The sequence below is a fragment of the Planococcus chinensis genome (assembly GCF_042681545.1).
Lineage (GTDB): Bacteria > Bacillota > Bacilli > Bacillales_A > Planococcaceae > Planococcus > Planococcus chinensis.
The window spans coordinates 84,896-101,448 of sequence record NZ_JBHUFW010000011.1 but is presented as its reverse complement, the minus strand read 5'-3'; the positions used below and the strand labels follow the sequence as shown (position 1 = coordinate 101,448).

21 protein-coding genes are annotated in these 16,553 nt (G+C 49.6%); 1 reads left to right on the top strand and 20 read right to left on the bottom strand.

The window, feature by feature from the left end:
- Positions 1 to 13 precede the first annotated feature (13 nt).
- The 9 genes from ACFSDB_RS13110 to ACFSDB_RS13070 all read right to left on the bottom strand — a co-directional run bounded on the left by ACFSDB_RS13110 (position 14) and on the right by ACFSDB_RS13070 (position 6,248).
- Positions 14 to 583 carry a GrpB family protein gene (locus tag ACFSDB_RS13110; protein ID WP_204890249.1) on the bottom strand — a complete coding sequence of 190 codons (570 nt, stop codon included), beginning with the start codon at positions 581 to 583 and terminating at the stop codon, positions 14 to 16.
- On the bottom strand, positions 573 to 833 hold the full coding sequence (locus ACFSDB_RS13105) for a hypothetical protein (protein WP_204890248.1): 261 nt from the start codon (positions 831 to 833) through the stop codon (positions 573 to 575). Before ACFSDB_RS13105 ends, ACFSDB_RS13110 begins: the two co-directional genes overlap by 11 nt.
- Before the next feature lie 95 nt (positions 834 to 928).
- Entirely contained in the window at positions 929 to 1,345 is a 417-nt protein-coding gene (locus ACFSDB_RS13100) for an NUDIX hydrolase (RefSeq protein WP_204890247.1), read from the bottom strand.
- Positions 1,346 to 1,360: 15 nt separating this feature from the next.
- On the bottom strand, positions 1,361 to 2,212 hold the full coding sequence (locus tag ACFSDB_RS13095) for a DUF2785 domain-containing protein (protein WP_204890246.1): 852 nt from the start codon (positions 2,210 to 2,212) through the stop codon (positions 1,361 to 1,363).
- Positions 2,213 to 2,232: 20 nt separating this feature from the next.
- Complete coding sequence (locus ACFSDB_RS13090; protein ID WP_204890245.1) at positions 2,233 to 2,757, bottom strand: P-loop nucleotide/nucleoside kinase family protein; 525 nt, start codon at positions 2,755 to 2,757, stop codon at positions 2,233 to 2,235.
- Between the two features lie 20 nt (positions 2,758 to 2,777).
- Positions 2,778 to 3,722: an MBL fold metallo-hydrolase gene (locus ACFSDB_RS13085; RefSeq protein WP_204890244.1), complete on the bottom strand. Its 945-nt coding sequence runs from the start codon at positions 3,720 to 3,722 to the stop codon at positions 2,778 to 2,780.
- Positions 3,710 to 4,309: a DEAD/DEAH box helicase family protein gene (locus tag ACFSDB_RS13080; RefSeq protein WP_204890243.1), complete on the bottom strand. Its 600-nt coding sequence runs from the start codon at positions 4,307 to 4,309 to the stop codon at positions 3,710 to 3,712. The genes ACFSDB_RS13085 and ACFSDB_RS13080 overlap by 13 nt, the downstream gene beginning before the upstream one ends.
- Positions 4,306 to 4,863 carry a GNAT family N-acetyltransferase gene (locus tag ACFSDB_RS13075; protein WP_204890242.1) on the bottom strand — a complete coding sequence of 186 codons (558 nt, stop codon included), beginning with the start codon at positions 4,861 to 4,863 and terminating at the stop codon, positions 4,306 to 4,308. The genes ACFSDB_RS13080 and ACFSDB_RS13075 overlap by 4 nt, the downstream gene beginning before the upstream one ends.
- A gap of 131 nt (positions 4,864 to 4,994) precedes the next feature.
- Positions 4,995 to 6,248, bottom strand: a complete 1,254-nt coding sequence (locus ACFSDB_RS13070; RefSeq protein WP_204890241.1) for an MDR family MFS transporter — start codon at positions 6,246 to 6,248, stop codon at positions 4,995 to 4,997.
- Positions 6,249 to 6,349: 101 nt separating this feature from the next.
- On the opposite strand from ACFSDB_RS13070, the gene ACFSDB_RS13065 reads away from it, so the two are divergent.
- A complete protein-coding gene (locus ACFSDB_RS13065) occupies positions 6,350 to 8,002 on the top strand; it encodes an ABC transporter substrate-binding protein (protein WP_204890240.1) in 1,653 nt (550 codons plus the stop codon).
- A 60-nt stretch (positions 8,003 to 8,062) separates the two neighbouring features.
- On the opposite strand, the gene ACFSDB_RS13060 is transcribed toward ACFSDB_RS13065, so the two are convergent.
- The 11 genes from ACFSDB_RS13060 to rarD form a co-directional block, all read right to left on the bottom strand.
- Entirely contained in the window at positions 8,063 to 8,575 is a 513-nt protein-coding gene (locus ACFSDB_RS13060; RefSeq protein ID WP_204890239.1) for a GNAT family N-acetyltransferase, read from the bottom strand.
- The gene (locus ACFSDB_RS13055; RefSeq protein WP_377340294.1) at positions 8,572 to 9,396 is read right to left on the bottom strand and encodes an aminoglycoside 6-adenylyltransferase; all 825 of its coding nucleotides are present in this window, start codon (positions 9,394 to 9,396) and stop codon (positions 8,572 to 8,574) included. The genes ACFSDB_RS13060 and ACFSDB_RS13055 overlap by 4 nt, the downstream gene beginning before the upstream one ends.
- A 1-nt stretch (position 9,397) precedes the next feature.
- Positions 9,398 to 10,249 (bottom strand): pentapeptide repeat-containing protein, encoded by an 852-nt coding sequence (locus tag ACFSDB_RS13050; protein WP_204890238.1) that lies wholly within the window; start codon positions 10,247 to 10,249, stop codon positions 9,398 to 9,400.
- Between the two features lie 116 nt (positions 10,250 to 10,365).
- Positions 10,366 to 10,962, bottom strand: a complete 597-nt coding sequence (locus tag ACFSDB_RS13045; RefSeq protein WP_204890237.1) for a histidine phosphatase family protein — start codon at positions 10,960 to 10,962, stop codon at positions 10,366 to 10,368.
- 40 nt (positions 10,963 to 11,002) lie between these two features.
- Complete coding sequence (locus ACFSDB_RS13040; protein ID WP_204890236.1) at positions 11,003 to 11,848, bottom strand: alpha/beta fold hydrolase; 846 nt, start codon at positions 11,846 to 11,848, stop codon at positions 11,003 to 11,005.
- 84 nt (positions 11,849 to 11,932) lie between these two features.
- On the bottom strand, positions 11,933 to 12,118 hold the full coding sequence (locus tag ACFSDB_RS13035; RefSeq protein WP_204890235.1) for a hypothetical protein: 186 nt from the start codon (positions 12,116 to 12,118) through the stop codon (positions 11,933 to 11,935).
- Positions 12,119 to 12,191: 73 nt separating this feature from the next.
- Positions 12,192 to 13,115, bottom strand: a complete 924-nt coding sequence (locus tag ACFSDB_RS13030; RefSeq protein ID WP_204890234.1) for a class I SAM-dependent methyltransferase — start codon at positions 13,113 to 13,115, stop codon at positions 12,192 to 12,194.
- Between the two features lie 54 nt (positions 13,116 to 13,169).
- Positions 13,170 to 13,676: a thiol peroxidase gene (gene tpx, locus ACFSDB_RS13025; protein WP_204890233.1), complete on the bottom strand. Its 507-nt coding sequence runs from the start codon at positions 13,674 to 13,676 to the stop codon at positions 13,170 to 13,172.
- A 30-nt stretch (positions 13,677 to 13,706) separates the two neighbouring features.
- Positions 13,707 to 14,285, bottom strand: coding sequence for an RDD family protein (locus ACFSDB_RS13020; RefSeq protein ID WP_204890232.1), 579 nt, complete (start codon positions 14,283 to 14,285; stop codon positions 13,707 to 13,709).
- Positions 14,286 to 14,301: 16 nt separating this feature from the next.
- Positions 14,302 to 15,315: a signal peptide peptidase SppA gene (sppA, locus tag ACFSDB_RS13015; protein ID WP_204890231.1), complete on the bottom strand. Its 1,014-nt coding sequence runs from the start codon at positions 15,313 to 15,315 to the stop codon at positions 14,302 to 14,304.
- Positions 15,316 to 15,397: 82 nt separating this feature from the next.
- Entirely contained in the window at positions 15,398 to 16,315 is a 918-nt protein-coding gene (gene rarD, locus ACFSDB_RS13010) for an EamA family transporter RarD (protein WP_204890230.1), read from the bottom strand.
- Between the last annotated feature and the right edge of the window lie 238 nt (positions 16,316 to 16,553).

The following is a 16,553-nucleotide window of genomic DNA, read 5'->3' as shown; positions in this document are numbered from 1 at the left end:
AAAGATGCTAGTTCTATTTTATGTATTTCCCACTGGAGATATCCATTTCTTTGGCCAAAATCATGCCAATAAATGCGCTTTTACCTGCTGTATATGAGTTCCGGCTCTCTGCTCTTTCAGCAAGATCCCTTTTCAACTTGCCGTATTCCACAGCACTATCTCTATACTTGCGCAGATGGTTGCGGAATGCAATATGACGCTTGAGTTCAACGCTATCAATTGAACAGACATAAAGATGGTGGTCCATTGCCTGCTTCCAGAAGACTTCAGAAAACAAAGCTTGGTCCACTAATTTGAAAGCTTCCCGGCCATCAATGCCCAGGTCCCCTTCATGAAGATACCCTATCTTTCCCAACTTCTCAATAACGGCCGGCAATCGGTTCCAGTCAGAGAGAACAATATCAATATCCAAAATCGGTTTTGCGCATAATTCCGGAACGGCCGTACTCCCGACGTGCGCGACCGCCGCAACCTCACCAGCCAACACGGAGGCGTACACCGAAGATAATTCTCGAAATTCGATTGGCCAAAGAGGGTTGTAATCTTCAATAGCAATTTCGGTTTTCATTTTTCTATTGGCCATCGTGTTGTTCTTGGCTGATATATTTTCCGCTCATAGCCTTGCCTTCATTTTCCTTCACTGCTTGGGGAACATGGTCTACCCGATTTGAAATTCTTGAGAGCTTGTCGTTGATTTTATTCAACAAATATAACCCTCGGAACAAACAAGATGCCAAAATCACGAATGCAAAAAAACTGCCAAAGGTGGGGCCGACGGCCAGTAAAAGAAGACCCAGAAAAGCGCTGACTAACATGAAAAAGAATAAATTCATATGGACTCCCCTTAGGTTTATAATGGTTTCTGTATTTCATCACCTATGCCTTGAATAGAGATTGAACGGACCACCACATGGCTTTGTTGAGCCCTTTATATTTGCTTGTGTAACACATAAGGGATCGTTGGTCCCTTGCCTTGCTGTTCTCCCAGGAAGGTATATTCTTTAGCCTTCGCCGCGTCCATCCACACCACTTCTTCAATCTCCTCGGGAAAAGCGATTTCCAGATGGCCTCCGACCACTTCGCCTATGAACGTAAAAAACACCGCATGGTGGTTCCGGTCTTCAAAAAACTTTTCACTGACGGAAAGGATGCCCCCGATAGAAACATCTAACCCCGTTTCTTCTTTGGCTTCCCTTATTGCCGCTTCTTTCAGGGTCTCCCCTTTTTCGACCGCACCTCCCGGCAGCGTATAATAGGAATCGCCCGCTCCGAAATTCTTCACCATCAGCACTTGGTCCTCAGTCTTATTTGCCAGATAGACATACACAACATCGACTCTTTCCATGTGGTCCTCCTTCTTTCAGCTTGTCCGTCCATAAAGGACCCCGTGCCAATGTTCCAGATTTTCAGTGATCCGTTCTTTTGCAGCCGGATTTCCGCCACGGAACACCAACCGGAAATATAAGGTTTTTGCGAAGTTAAGGACATTGGTCTTGTTACGGAAAAATCCTGCCGAGTATTTTTCTTTCTCATGGATTGCCTGGAGCTTTTCAAAAACTGAAGCAATCCATTCCGAAAGCCGCTCGTCCGGAAACCCTTTGGCGATCAAAGCTTCAATGACGAAAATGAGCCGGTCATCTTCTTCATTGCTGTAATGGCCTTGCTTGAAAAGGCCGGCCCCGACAGCCTTCAGCGTTTCTTCGGCACAGTCCAAATCAATTCCGGGATGCCCCGCCGCTTCTGCCAGCATATCCGCACCGTGCGCTATGCTGTGCGCCCATCCCTTTCCTTCAACAAACCCGCGGATGTCCTGTTCCCGCTGTAAATATTCCACACTCCGGTGGAAAACTTGTTCCACTTTGGCTGGCGGCAGGAACTTCCGGGTCTTGTCCTGACACAGGACCAATGCGATCACCAAGGATGAAAAAGAACGCGTGAACACCGCATCATCGGAGGGTTCATCAATCTTATAGAACAAATGGCCTTCATCCAGGCATACCTCTAAAATGGACGCCAGCTCCCGATCCGTTAATACTCCCTCCGCAGCAAGCCTGTAAAATATGGAATAAATGAGTCCATCCCGTAATTCTTCGTCTGTAGAACCGATCGCTTCAAGCATAGCGGCCGTCAACTCGTCTCTTTGCTGCCCATTGAGGCATTGCAGTTCCTCCAGCGGCATGGCTTTGATTTCCTTTAAGCGCTCTTTCAGCATAGACGTTCTCCTTTAAACTTCTACTCTTTTATATACTGCAAAGCAGTATGCAGATATGTCCTAATTTCTTCGCCAGAATCCACCCGGATCCATGGATGCCCCTCCGGCTTTTTACTGCTGGCTAACGCTCTTTTGAAAATGCTCTCCGATTCCACTTCCGGAATCTGGCTCGGCAGCCGTTCCCGGTTTCTTAGCCGTTGGTTGATTTCCGTGAAATCATTCAAATAGCACTCAATGTATTTGTAGGGAGCATCGTATTTATGCGCCAACTTGGTTCCTTTCAGGATCATTTCCTCATACAGGCAAGGGCTGTCGAAAATGACGCTTTTCCCTTGCGCCAACTGGAACTCTATGGACGCCCAATCGACGCTGTAAGCTGCCTTTCCTAACGCCCGGGCGTCAAGTCCACTTTCGCCCAGTGAAGCCAAAAGCGCCGTTTTGGAAGTATCGTGGTCGATGATGACTGCTCCCGTCTCAGATGCCAGCCTTTTGGCGAGCGTCGATTTTCCCGAGCCCGGAAATCCGGACATTTGCAGAAAAAACATGCTTCCCCTCTTTTCAATCTTTATTTTTGCAGAGCGAAAAATTCATACGCAGTCTTCAAATTCCGCTCCATTCCATTGATGCCCCGCCAAACATGGTATTCAGCGGGTACCTGGAACGCCGAGATGAATTCTTCAACCGTCTTCCCGGAAGAAGCCGCTCCTCTTGAGGAATCGATCAGAAGGTCCAAATAGCCGGCCATCGGCGGCAGCAATTCTTTGGTGCCGACATTCCCATGGCCCGGGACGAGCGTTTCTGCTTCCAATTTGGCCAGTGCCTCCAGGGCAGCGCGGAATGCCGGCGGATCAGTGACAGGCACATGCAGGTTCTCTGTCACCAAGTCGCCTGCAAATAAAACCCCGGCATCCGGCACATACATGATTGCGTCGCTTGCCGTATGTCCGCTGAAGCAATGCAGTTCCACTCGGCGTTCGGCTCCGTGGATCGTCAAGCGGCTTTCAAAAACCAGAGCGGGCTTGACCATTTTGAGCCTAGGCAAATCCGCTAACAGCTTTTCCATTTCGAGATGCTGATTGATCAGGCTTTCCCGGCGGATGCCGGGTTCGGCTGCTGAAATTTGATTCTGCAGCCCTGTTAAGTAGGCAGCTGTCTCTTTTTGCTCTTCTTCGGGGTCCCCCATGATATTTTTTTCTTCAAACCATTCCCTGGTGGTCCGTGTCGAAACGATCACAGCATCACCGAAGGCCTGGTTGCCGAAAACATGGTCCCCGTGGTAATGGCTGTTGACAACATATGCCGCCTTTTTCCCGGTCAGGCTTTCAGCTTGCCTTCTCAGTTCTTCTGCAGCAGACGGCGTGTTGAAGGTATCAAAGACCACGAGCTCAGCGCCCAGGTCCACAAACCCCGAATTGCTCCAGGCCCCTTGTCCGGGTTTGGCGACAGCAGCAAAGACACCTTCTGAAAGTTCCTGCAAAATGAAATAGGGTGTTTCTCTTACGATTGGCATCCGGCTGCCCCCTTTGCGTCTGCGCTGCTGTTCAGAGCAAACGCTTCGATGATTTTCCCTGCTGTTTCTGCAGGCCCTAAATATGTATTGTCGATCCGGACATAGTTGTCCCGCTGGATTTCACCGGGCAAAGAATTCAACCGGTGCTGCTCCATCGACTCAAGAAGGTTTTTCTCCGATTCCCCGATATTGCGCTTTGTCGGTTTGTGCTGAAGGCGGCGTTCAGTTTTATTGCGCCCGATACGGGTTTCCACATCCGCTTCGAGTTCTGCAAAATACACTTCGTGCCCTTCCTGTTCGAAGATGCTGCAGACCTTTTCGACAAACGCCTTATCCTCTTCTCTATCGAATGCCCAAACGTACGTGAATATGATGCCAGGGATATCACTTTTAGCCATCGATTTGAACATCTCCTCGCGTATCAGAGCGGAGAGCCGGAACGTTTCTTCGGTGAAACCGAAAAAAGGATGCAGCAGTTCAAGCGTCATATGGTTATGGAACAACTTCAACCCCGTCTCTTTCTCAAGTTCCTGTCCGACCGTCATCTTCCCGACAGCCTGTGGTCCGAATAATAAAATCAGTTTCATGTCTGCTCCTTTCCGGCTCTCCATTCATCTTCCAGGATGCTGTACAGGAGCGAATCCCGCCAGCCGCCATTCATGCGGAGCGCATCGCGGATCCGCCCCTCCTGGACCATGCCGAGTTTTTCCAGCAGTTTTTTTGAACGGGCATTGTGCGGCGAACAAGTCGCCTGGATCCGGTGAAGGCGCTTTTCCTTAAACCCGAATGCCAGCAGCAGGCCGGCAGTTTCCGTTGCGAACCCTTTGCCCCAATAGTCCGGATGAAACACATAACCGATCTCGCCTGCCAGATTGTCGTAATTATGTAACCAGATTTCCCCAGCGCCGATCATCTTTTCGCCTTCTTTCAGGATGACGGCAAAAACAAAGCGGATCTGCGGCAGTTCTTCGGCATCCGCCAAAACATCTTCAACGTATGCTTTTGTTTCTTCCCAGGAATTCGGCCCCCACGGCTGGTGCTCGGAAACGCTTTCCAACGAGGCATAGCTGTGGACCGCGTCCAAGTCTTCTGCAGCCATCGGCCTAAGATAGATGCGCATCCCTTCGATTCTTCGGCTCATGCTCCCCCTCCATTCTTCAGAATCTTTTGCTAGTTTTTTTATTCTATCATAAGTTCTGTCCGTTTATTTCGACATCCGTTAAATTTTTCCAATAAAAACCCCTCCGCCAGAAGAGGCAGAGGGGCTTTGCATCAGGATACATTGGACAGTTCAATTTCTGGCGCTTTTTCTTTCCGGACGAACAATCCGCTGTAAACCAGAGCTGTCCCAACCAGCAGCAGAACGCCCATATAGACAGACATCATGGCCGGTGCCAGATAGGCGCCGAGGATGATGGACGAGCGGGCCAGCATGTCGGCTCCGCTGAACGAGATTCCTGAGAACGCGGAGTAGGAGCCCCGCTTATCATCCGGCATCATATTGGCTTGTTCCGTGTTGCGCACCGGCGAATAAACCAATTCCCCGATGGTCGCCAGCAGGTTGAACGCGAGAAGGACATACCAGACATTCGCAGACGTGATGGCAATGTAGCCGATGCTGTATAGAAGCAAGCCGCCTAGCAGCACGTGCTGTTTTTTGAACCGGTCTGCTGCCCTGCTGACCAGAAACGTGAAACAGACGACCAAGAGCATGTTCTGGATATTCAATAAGCTGAGCATACGGACGCCATCCAGTTCAAAACTGCCGATGCTGACCGGTTTGAACGTCTGTGCCAGCCGGACGCCGATATAGCTGTTCAGCGTGAATTCGGCTGCAAAAATGAAAGTCGAACCTGCCACCACTTTAACAAATGGCGCGTCCCGGAACGCGATCCTATAACTTCCGATGACATCCAGCAATACGTTTTGATGCTGCTTTTCAAGAAGCTGTACATCCTTGTCGTCCGTCAGCCAAAGGGCATAAGCAATCGGCAGGCAGGCAGAAGTGAACGTCAGGAGCGCGAACAGCTCCAGCTGGTGGCTGACATACAGCAAACCGCCAAGCGCAGCTCCGATCGCCATCGATAAATTCGTCAGCCAATACTCCAGCGTGTAGACCGCTTTCCGGTTTTCCGGCGTCGTCGAATCGATGATAATTGCGTGGATGGCGGGCCGGCCGAGGCTGCTGGTGACAATAAAGGCCGTATAGGCGAACGCGAACAGCCAAATCAGCGGCTCTCCCGGCACCAGGCTGATGGTCATCGCCAGGAACATCGCTGCACTGAGCGAAGCAGTCCAAATGACCACTTTCTTCCGTTGGAACCGGTCGGAAATATAGCCGCCAATCAAATTGATGATAAAACTGATGGCCACGGTGAGCATCAGGAACGATCCGGCCCATACCTTTCCCATGGCGTCAGCAAAAAACAAGGCCATGAACGGCATGACTGCCGAAAAAACTGCCCGGTTGAAAAAAGATGTAATCAGACGGACTTTGATATTACGGGGATATTGTTTCCAGTTCATATTGCCAACCTCCTCTTGTCTATGTATATTAAACTAGACTCAAAATTTTAAAAATGGACAGTTTAATTCAATATGTCCAGTTTTATAAAAGGAGACGGCTTATGGACAAGAATTTATTGGCATTGTGGCATTCCGTGCCTTCCGGGGATATCAAAAAAGAGGAAATGGCGGATGTCCTCGGCCTGAGCCTGAAGCAGACCAGCCGCTATATTGGAAAATGGGCTTCTGAAGGCTGGTTCGATTACACTTCAGGGCGAGGCAGAGGAAAAATTTCAACGCTCCGCTGGCTGAAGAATGTGGAAGAGGTTTTTGAACGGGAAGTGATGAACCTGATCGACCAGGAAGCGGTTGAGAAAAGCAGCAAATACCTGGTTTATGATTGGTCACAGGATGCCAAGCTGCGGCTGCTCGACCGCTTCCGTTCCAAGTTCGGCTTTTCCCAGGACAGCCAGGAAAACGATAAATTGATCATTCCGAGACGCTATAAATTGATGACCATGCATCCCCAAGAAACTGCCGATGTCCACAGTGCCAACTTTGTCGCCACGGTCTTCAACCGGCTGGTCTTTGTCGATTCTGTCGGCGGCATTTGGCCGGAACTCGCACATAGTTGGGATCTCTCGCCGACGCACCTGCGCCTTTATATGAAAAAAGGTGTGAAGTTCCATGACGGCTCCACATTAAGTGCTGAAGATGCCGCTGCCTGCTTGAACCGGCTCCGGAAGCACTCAAACTTCAAAGAGCTATGGGCACCGATCAAGAAAATTACTGCTGCTGCGCCGCTCGTGATTGATTTGGAATTCCCGGATGGGTGCAGCTATTGCCTCCAGTTGCTCGGGATGATCACTTCAAGCATCTATAAGGAAACGAACGGAAAGCTTTTGGGGACAGGAAGCTTTTATGTGGATGATTCGCATGAACTGAAAACTGTTCTATTGGCATTCAATGAATTTTTCGGAGAGCGGCCGCTCCTCGATGCCATCGAGTTTGTACAAGTTCCTGAAGACTTCGATATCGCTTACCGGTCATCCCGGCACCAAAGCAAAGATGAGACGTTCCTGGTCGAAAGCGACTCCGGCGTCGGCATGCTGTTCATGAACGCATTCCGCGATTCCCCGATAAAAAGAAAAGAAGTGCGTGATTACATCCATTGGGCCATCGCTAGGCACCGCAGCTCAATCAGCAGAATCGATTCCCGGATCTTGCCCAATGCCAAAGGGATGCTGATCGGCCGAAGCAGCGATTATGAAACGCCGCCTTTCTCAAAGCCGGAATTCGATAAGCCGATTGTGATCAAGACGACAGGCTATCTGGGCGAAAGTTCCGAATGGCTTCGGGACGTTCTCCTACAGGAAGGGATTCCTGTGGAAATGTACGAGATGCCGTTCCATGAGTATTTGACGGATAACGGAACCGGCCAGCAAGCGGACATCTTTCTTCATGGGGAAGTTTTCGAGATGAACCAGGACTTTTCATTCTATTATTTCCTGATCAATGGACTTTCTCCCTTAAAACCGATGATTGCCAGTGACCCCTATCTATCGGGTTTGTTGGAGCAATATGTCGGCACCCCCTTTCCGGAATGGTCCAGGCTGAATCTGGTAGCGGAAAAACACTTGATCGGCTCATCGGTCATGGTGCCGCTGTATTATGCCAAACGGCAAATCCCGTTCTCAGCCGATCTGAAAAACATCAATCTGTCCCATTTCGGCTATGTCGATTTCTCAAAATTATGGGTCCGGCCGAATTTATGATATTTATAATAATATTATGTAATCTGATGGAATGAACTAAAGCCCGAAACCATTCGGGCTTTAGTTTTGTATCCAGCTATAATAAATAAATTGGGCGTCTTCTTTACTGCCACTGATTCCCACAAGGCTGTTTTCGGTCATCTCAAAGCCATTTTTCTCCAGGACTCGCTGAGAGGCCGCGTTGTTCGGTGCGGTTTTTGCGTCCACTCTTTTCACGCCGAGGGCCGGAAGCTCATCGATCAACATTCCGACTGCTTTTGCCGCAATGCCTTTTCCGCATTGGTTTTCGCTGATGCGATATCCCAGGCTCCCGCATCTCTCTTGCTTGTCGATATCAACCAAGTTGACCCTTCCCAAGATGCCCCCTTTTTCATCTTTGATCAAGTAAAAAAACGACTCGCCTCCTTCTTGCTCATCGAGCAGCACTCCTTGCCGTTCCTGGAAACCTTCTGGCTGATAGTAGCCATCGCCCCGACCTGGCACGCTGGATTCGAAAAACGTCCGGTTTTCGATCTCAAAAGCCAGCAGCGCTGCCGCATCTTCCGCGGCCAATAACTCCACTTGAATGTTCACTTTGCCTCGCCTCCTTCTTCCTGCGAAACGTTGCCATCCGAATAGATGGCGAGCATTTCTTTCATCAGCCGCTCGATCTGGCTGCCGTCTTTCACATGGTCCATCATCCACCCAAGTTCCTGTGAAATGAACCCGCACAGCATGACTGCTGCTTTGTGATGGCCTTCCGGGGTCATCACATCGGCGATCGCTTCTGCCTGACTGTATTGGGCTTCCGGCAAGTCCGATTGCAATGCTTTCAACCCTAATTGGGCGCGTCCGGGTGCATACCGGTACAGCAAGGCCCGCGCCAGATGCTCCATGGAATTTGACAGCATTTTCACGGCCCAGAGACTGTTGCCGCGGGCTGCCGCCTTTTTGTATTGGAACAGGAACCATGCAATATCGTTGATGTGGTCCCGGTATTCCGATGGTGTCAGTTCCAAGCCTTGTGTTTCTGCAAATCCCTCCAAAATACCTTCCGGATCGAAGAGCACTTTATAAAAGTCTTTCCCAGTGAACGTATCAGCCGTCACCGTAAAAAGGTCGATATGCAGAAAATCATCAAAAACCGCTATCAGCTGAGGAGCGACGATAAAAATATCATCCATGAAAATGATTTCGCGATAAGCGCTTAAATGGCGGAAACGCTCGGACAGAAAGCTATCCAGCCCTTTTCGGTCGACCAGGCAATAAAGGTCGATATCTGAATGCTCATCGTGCTCTCCCCGTCCCATTGAGCCTTTCAGAAATACCGCTTTAACGCGTGGATCGCCTTTCAGGCTTTCGCATATTTGTTGTACCGCTTTTTCTTGTGCCAGCATGGTTTCTCCCGCTTTCATCCTAGAAGTCTCTTGGTTTTTTTGCCCAATGTGCAGGCCGGTCCAACTGTGCGGGCAGCTTCGTAATGCAATCGCCGATTGCTGCATTGGCCTGGCTCTGCGTCAGGAACAGGCTCATGGACAAATCGGCGCCGCTGATGTCGGCGTCCCGGAAATCTGCCCCCAAAAGGTCTGCAGAAGTGAAATTCGCCTTCCGCAAATTCGCCGCGATAAAATAAGCTCCCCGAAAATCCACACCAGAAAAGTCAGACCCTTTCAGTTCGGCACCCATCAGATCCGCATTTCGCCGGTCCAGTTTTTTCTTGCTTTTCTTAAACCGCTTCCGCACAACCCCGCTCGTCTCCATCAGCAGCGCGCTCACTTCCTGCCGGTGCGCCTCTATGTCCACTCCGAGAATCCCTTCAGGGCCTAAAGAAGTAAGCCGCTCCGTTTCCTCTTCCAACTGGACCAGTTTCCCGGCCAGCGGCTCAGGAGGGCCCGATTCGATTGCTTCCGCCAAATACCATAGGATTTCATGCAGCTGAGTCATCAGCGGAAATACCCGGAACATCTTTGCAGCGGTATCTGGACTGCTGCGCCAATCCAGTCCCCGAAAAGTTTCCTGGACCATTTTCTGTCCGGAACCGAAGCAGTCGAAAACGGTACATCCTTTAAAACCCGAACGCCGGAGTTCGCTATGGATGCCGCAGCGGAAATCAGGCTGGAGGTTCGGGCATGGAACGCCTGCCTTTTTGCTGAACGCAAAATCCGCCGAAGCGGCATATGCCAGTCCAACACAGCAAAGCGCTGCACATCGGCTGCAATCCGCCCGCAAAGTACTTCGGTCTCTTATCTGCTTCGGATCATTCACCATATCCGCCCCCCCTTAAGAGAAGTCTCAATTCCACACGCTTTATAAACAGTATAGATCAAAAATGCGCCAATGAAAGAGAAAAAACCGGACTCCTGCCTTTGGAATCCGGTTCTTAGCTATTCGGCAATTTCAGCCTTTTCCAAGTGCTTGATGCAATTGTACAACGGGCAATCCCAGTTGTTTTCACTGTACTGCAAAAGTGTGAGAGATGTGTTTTCAAGGTTTGTTTTTCCGAACCGCTCCGGCAGAAGTTTTCGCAGTGTGATGCCGATCCAACCACCGTGGCTGACGACCAATACGCGTTTCCCTGCAAAATCAGCTGAAATGTTTTCTATGAAATCCACGCCGCGCTGGGCGACCGCTTCCTTGCTTTCCATGCCGAGGTCGAGCTGGCGCCAGTCTGCGCCCCATTTTTCCACGCGCTGCTCTTCCGTCGTCCCTTCGATTTCCCCGCCGTTCATTTCCCGCAGACGCGTATCAAAGAAACTGATCGGCAACGCCAATTTTTCCGAAATGATTTCAGCTGTTTCTTTTGCACGTGCGAGATCGCTTGAAACAATCATGTCCCACGGCTCTTCCCCTGCCAACCGCTCCGCTACCGCTGCAGCTTGCAGCCTGCCGGCATCATTCAACGGCACATCTGCGCTGCCTTGGGCAATTCCTTGTATATTCCAGTCTGTAATGCCGTGCCGTACAATACCGATGAATGTCATTTCCATTTCCCCTTTGCTTATGTATTTCCAGAATTCCAGTCTACAGTTCTTTCAGAAAACTTGCCACTCCATTAGAGAACTTGTCCTTTTCTTCTAAAAATGGATAATGGTTGCTTTCATTAAAAATGACGAATTTGGAATCCCGGATTCCAACATTCATTTCCAGTGAATATTCAAGCGGGCATTGGACATCATGCCGGCCGCAGAGGATCAATGTTGGAACCTGTATCAAGCTCAATTTTCTTGTAACGTCAAAAATCGGCAGTTCGCGATTAAAAAAATTCATCCTTGCAGCAGAGATGGTTTTCGTAATGGGTAGATGGAACAACTCCGAATAGCGGTCTGGCCGATAAAGTGAAAGTGCCGTCCGTTCGGCTGATAGATTTTTCCGCTGACCCTCTGCCAGATCTGGATTTTTTAAAGATTCGATTAGTTGCTGCATCTTTTGGAAGCTCGGGTGTGCCTGGTTATAGATGCAATTCGCAGAGAACGTTGCATATTCCCTTGCAGCAGCTCCTGCGATGATCAAAAACTGCAGCGATTCAGAATAGTGGATGCCGTAAATGATTCCAAGCATTCCGCCGGTCGAATGTCCAGCAAATCCCCACTGCTCAAAACCAAGCGCTTTCCTGACAGCTTCCAAGTCAAAAACAGTCTCCAGCATGCTCAGCTCATAAGAAGCATGCGCGCGTTCCGACTGTCCCGCTTCCCGAAGATTTACTAAAAAAACTTGATGAGTCCCGGTAAAAGCTTCTCCGAAATAATCACCAGACTTATTGAATACCGAGTAATGATGAGTTACGCAAATCGGTTCTCCGTTTCCTTTTGTAAAAACTTCAAATATCCCTCGGTCTGTTTTGATGAGCTTTTGTTCCCAATTGGACATATATTACTCCTTCCCCAAGCTGCCAAACAATTTCCGAAATAGAAATCTGTACAAAAAAGCCCGGCACTTGGCCGGGCTTTCCCATTACACGCCCATTTTGCGGCGGGTGTTGCTGACTTTTTTCGTTTGTTGGCTTTTCAGCTTTTTCGCTTCCTTCGAAGCACCGTTATTGCTTTTGCTGTTTGCCGCCTGGTTTTTTTTGGCTTCCAACTGGCGTTTCACCGCTTCCTGCAAGCTTACTTTTTTTGGCGTTTCGTTTGTTTCTGTCACGTTGATCCCTCTTTTCTGATTGGAAATAATTGCGAGAGTTTTATGACCTTCATTATACCACAAATCTTGCCGATTATTGCTTGTTTTCTTTGAACCACGCGCTGACTTGGCCGAAGAAGTTGGCCATGCTGTTAGGGTTCGACATGTTCGGTACACGGGCCAACAGCACTTCTTTCGGCGCTTTTACGCCTTCTTTTTTCTTCTGCAGCACGAGGATCCCTTTGGCATGCGCCGAGTTCTTGAAGAGCGATTCCGGCAATTCCATCACTGCTTGGATATACGCAGCTTTTTTCAGGAATGCGTGGAGCTGCGGCGCCTGCGGGGATTCGAACAAGGCTTTTGGCACGACGAAGAACAGATAGCCGCCGTCAGCTGTATGTTTGATCGCTTGCTCGATAAAGAGATGGTGCGCATAGGACATGCCTTCTTCCGCTTTCAGTTCATATACGGAAGCCGCTTCTTCGTCCGGATAATAGCCGACCGGAAGATCCGACACCACTGCATCGACCGGATCGATCAGTAGCGGCTGCAAGGCATCCTGCCGGTAGAATGTAACCGGCTGCTCCACTAGGTCCGCAGCAGATGCTGCCAAACGGATGAGCAGATCGTCGATTTCAACGCCGGTCCCAGTTACGCGGCCGTCCAAATAATTCATGACGGTCAGCAGAAGGTTGCCGGTTCCCAGTGCCGGGTCCATCAACGTGAATTGCTTTTCCTTCACGAACAATTCCACCAGATAGCCGACAAGCAAGCCAAGCGTATCCGGCGTCATCTGGTGATGCGGCTGGACATGTTCCTTCATGCCCTTTAAAACAGCCAGCTGGATGGCTTTCCGGATATCCTCTTTGCCGGGCTCCGCTTCCGGCTTGATATGGCCGTCAAGCCAGCTTTCAACCGTTTCGAGCAGGCTCTCCAAATACGGAAGGTCCCGCTCTTTCTGGTATTGCGTTGTGTGCTGGTCAATAAAATTAAAAACTTTTTCCATAGATGAATTCATGCAGTTCTCCGTCCTCAATAAGGAAACCCACTCGGTTGGAGTGGGTTTCCGGTTTTAGTTTGTCAGTTCTTTTACTGCTTGGAGCGCTTTCTCATAATTCGGGTGGTCGGTTCCTTCCGGCACGTATTCCACATACGCCACTTTGTCATTTTCATCGATGACAAAAATCGAACGGGCCAACAAGCGCAATTCTTTCATTGCTGTACCGTATGCCTGCCCAAAGGACAAATCCCGGTGGTCAGACAATGTGGTGATCGAATCCACCTTATTGATCTCTGTCCAACGTTTTTGGGCGAATGGCAAATCTGCCGAAATCGTCAATACTTCTACGTTTTCCCCAAGTGAAGCCGCTTCGTCGCTAAACCGTTTTGTCTGATCCGAACATAAACCTGTATCCAAAGAAGGAACAACACTGATCAACCGGACTTTCCCGGAAGTATCCTCCAATGTCACTGGGCTTAAATCGTTTGCAAGTGCAGTGAAGTTCGGTGCCTGGTCTCCAACTTTGACTTCATTCCCCGGCAATGTGACCGGGTTATTCTTAAACGTGATCTGTACCATCAAAACGCCTCCCTTTCTTTCTCCATCTTACTAGAACGCCCGGGTCTCTTGCAACTCAGACCCATCCACGTGCGGTTTCCGAAGTTCTCTATGTTTTTGGTAGGCCGCTTCATGAATCACGGTCGTATCCGCAATAAAATCATGGACGCCTTGCTTTAATCGGGTGAATCCCACAATCCAATAAAGCGGTAGAATCGTCACCGATAAAAATCGCCCGATCCATTCCCTGAACAACAGCGTCCCCCAGGACAGCCCTTCTTCCTTCAAGGAAAAAACCCGGATTCCGAAAATCATCTTGCCGACTGTCTGCGAGAAGAATTTCGTCATCAGCACGAAATAGCCATAAAAGAAAATTGCGGATACAATGGCATACGGCGCATACCAGGCGCCATTAGCCGTCTCGATGCCAAGCAGCAGGAAAACCGGTTTCGCCACAATGGATGTGAGCGACGCTACCACCAGCAAATCGACCAAATAGGCCCAGAACCGGATCCAGAAACCGGCCGGCATCCGCTCGTAATAAAGCACTTCTTCATAGCGCTGAGTGTCAGGACGGGCTTGCCCGGTCCGCTCCTCAACGGAAGGTGTTCCGCTTGTTTGGTCCGCCATGCTTATCGCCCCTTCCTCAGTTCTCGCCATACAAATACATCATGCGCGGCGCGCTGTAATCTGTCAGCAATTTTGCAATCATTTCCGACTCCAAGTCCGGTTTGAACATCGATTTCACTTTCATCGAAAACAAGGAGCCCAGCCCTTCGGAAGCTCCGTATTCAAACGCTTCAGCGTCCCCAAGATCGAAGTCCGCGCGGAGTGCAGCCAGCACGTCTTCTTCAAATCCGAAATCATCAGCCAAATTGGCTTCGACTGCCTGGCGGCCATTCATGATGCGGCCGTCTGCAACTGCCTTCACTTCCGCTTCTGTCATGCCGCGCCCTTCTTCAATAACATCGACAAACGACTCATAAGACTGGTTCAGCATATCTTGAAGAATCTTCTGCTCTTCTTCGGTCATATCCCGTGTAGGGCTGCCGATGTCTTTGTACGGGCCTGATTTGATCGTAACAAAATCGACGCCGTATTTTTCTGCTAAGCCATCGTAATTCATCAGCTGCATGATGACGCCGATAGATCCTGTAGTAGTTTCTTCGTTGACATAGATTTTTTCAGCCGGCGCAGAGATGTAATATCCGCCTGAAGCTGCAGTAGCCCCCATCGAAACGTAAAACGGCTTTTGTGTCTCTGCCTGGATTTCCGTGATCTTGTCATAGATTTCTGCGGATTCCACTACGCCGCCGCCCGGCGAATTGACCTTCAGCATAACCGCTTTCACGGTATCGTCTTCTTTGATTTTCTCTAATTGCTCCATGAACAGGTCATGATTGTAGCCGGTTGTGCCGAAAAAAGATGCGGCTTCGCCGGTATCCTGGATGGCCCCTTCTACATTAAGGACCGCAATCCGCTTGTTCATGTCTCCTGGCTCGATGACTGTTTCAGCAAGCTCGCCTTCAGTGGGCGCCACCCATTCATCCAATCCTGTGCCGAAGCCGCTCTGGAAAATCGCGAATGCTGAGTTGATGACAATGGATACTCCCAGCAACACAACGGCCGCAATCACCGCAATCCATCTTTTTGTATTCATACGCCTTGATTCCCTCCTTTTGTTTCTACTCCATATTATACGGGGAACCGGTCCAAAAGTTTCGTCTCAGCCCTTTTTGAAATCAATGCCCTGAATTGAGCCGGCCTCTTCTTACCGTCCGCGCCTCCATCACTTTGGAAGTGGTGAAAATGGCGAGGGCCACCCAGACAAAGGAAAATGAAATCAGGTTGATGCGGTTGAATTCCTCGCCGTAGACCAATACGCCCAAGATCAGCATCAGTGTCGGCGCAATGTACTGAAGGAATCCGACCATGTACAGCGGGATCAACGGTGCGCCTGTCGCAAACAGGAAGAGCGGAAGCGCCGTTGCGGCCCCGCTGATGACCAGCAGAATGTCTGTTGACACGCCGGTATGCAGGAAATGCGCATCGCCGTTGGCAAAAAGGTAGATATAATAAGCCACGGCAACCGGCATGACAAACAGGGTTTCAAGCGCCAGCCCGCGGAGCGCATTCAGCTTGATCGTCTTTTTGATCAATCCGTAGAAAGCGAAACTGAACGCCATCCCGAAAGCAAGCCACGGCAATGTACCGTAAGAAACGGCTAAGATGGTCACACCGGTCGCAGCCAGAACAAATGCGAATTTAATTGCAGGCGACAATTTTTCTTTCAGGAAAATGACTCCGAGGAGCATCGAGACGAGCGGATTGATGTAATAGCCGAGGCTCGTTTCAACGATCCGGTCGTTCGTTACCGCAAAAATATAAAGGAACCAGTTCAACGTGATCAGGTAGGAGGCAATCATCAACGTGAAAAATGTCTTTTTTGATTTCCATAAATCCTTTAGATCCGATAAGAGCATCTTCCGTCCCTTGATCAGGAAAATGAATGCCACGGTCAAAAACAGCGACCAGACGATCCGCGAGGCCAAGATTTCATCGCTCGGCACCTGGTCGAGCAGCTTCCAGTAGATCGGCAAAAATCCCCATATTGTGTATGTCAGCGCTGTGTAGAGGATGCCTCTTTTTTCATCATTCATTGTCCGCCTTCACCATTCTCTCTAGATATTTTGTTGCTCGAAATAATAGACTAATTATATGCCTGGATAATTTCAAAGTAAACCTTCGAAGCCCGATTGGCCTCTTCGATTTTCGATCTTCCCACAGAAATGAAGGCAAAAGAAAAACAGCCGGTAAAACCGGCCGCCAGCATGTTGAGAAAGAGATAGATTTAATTTCTTGTAAAATGATAAACCGATATTCCGCAAAACAGCTACG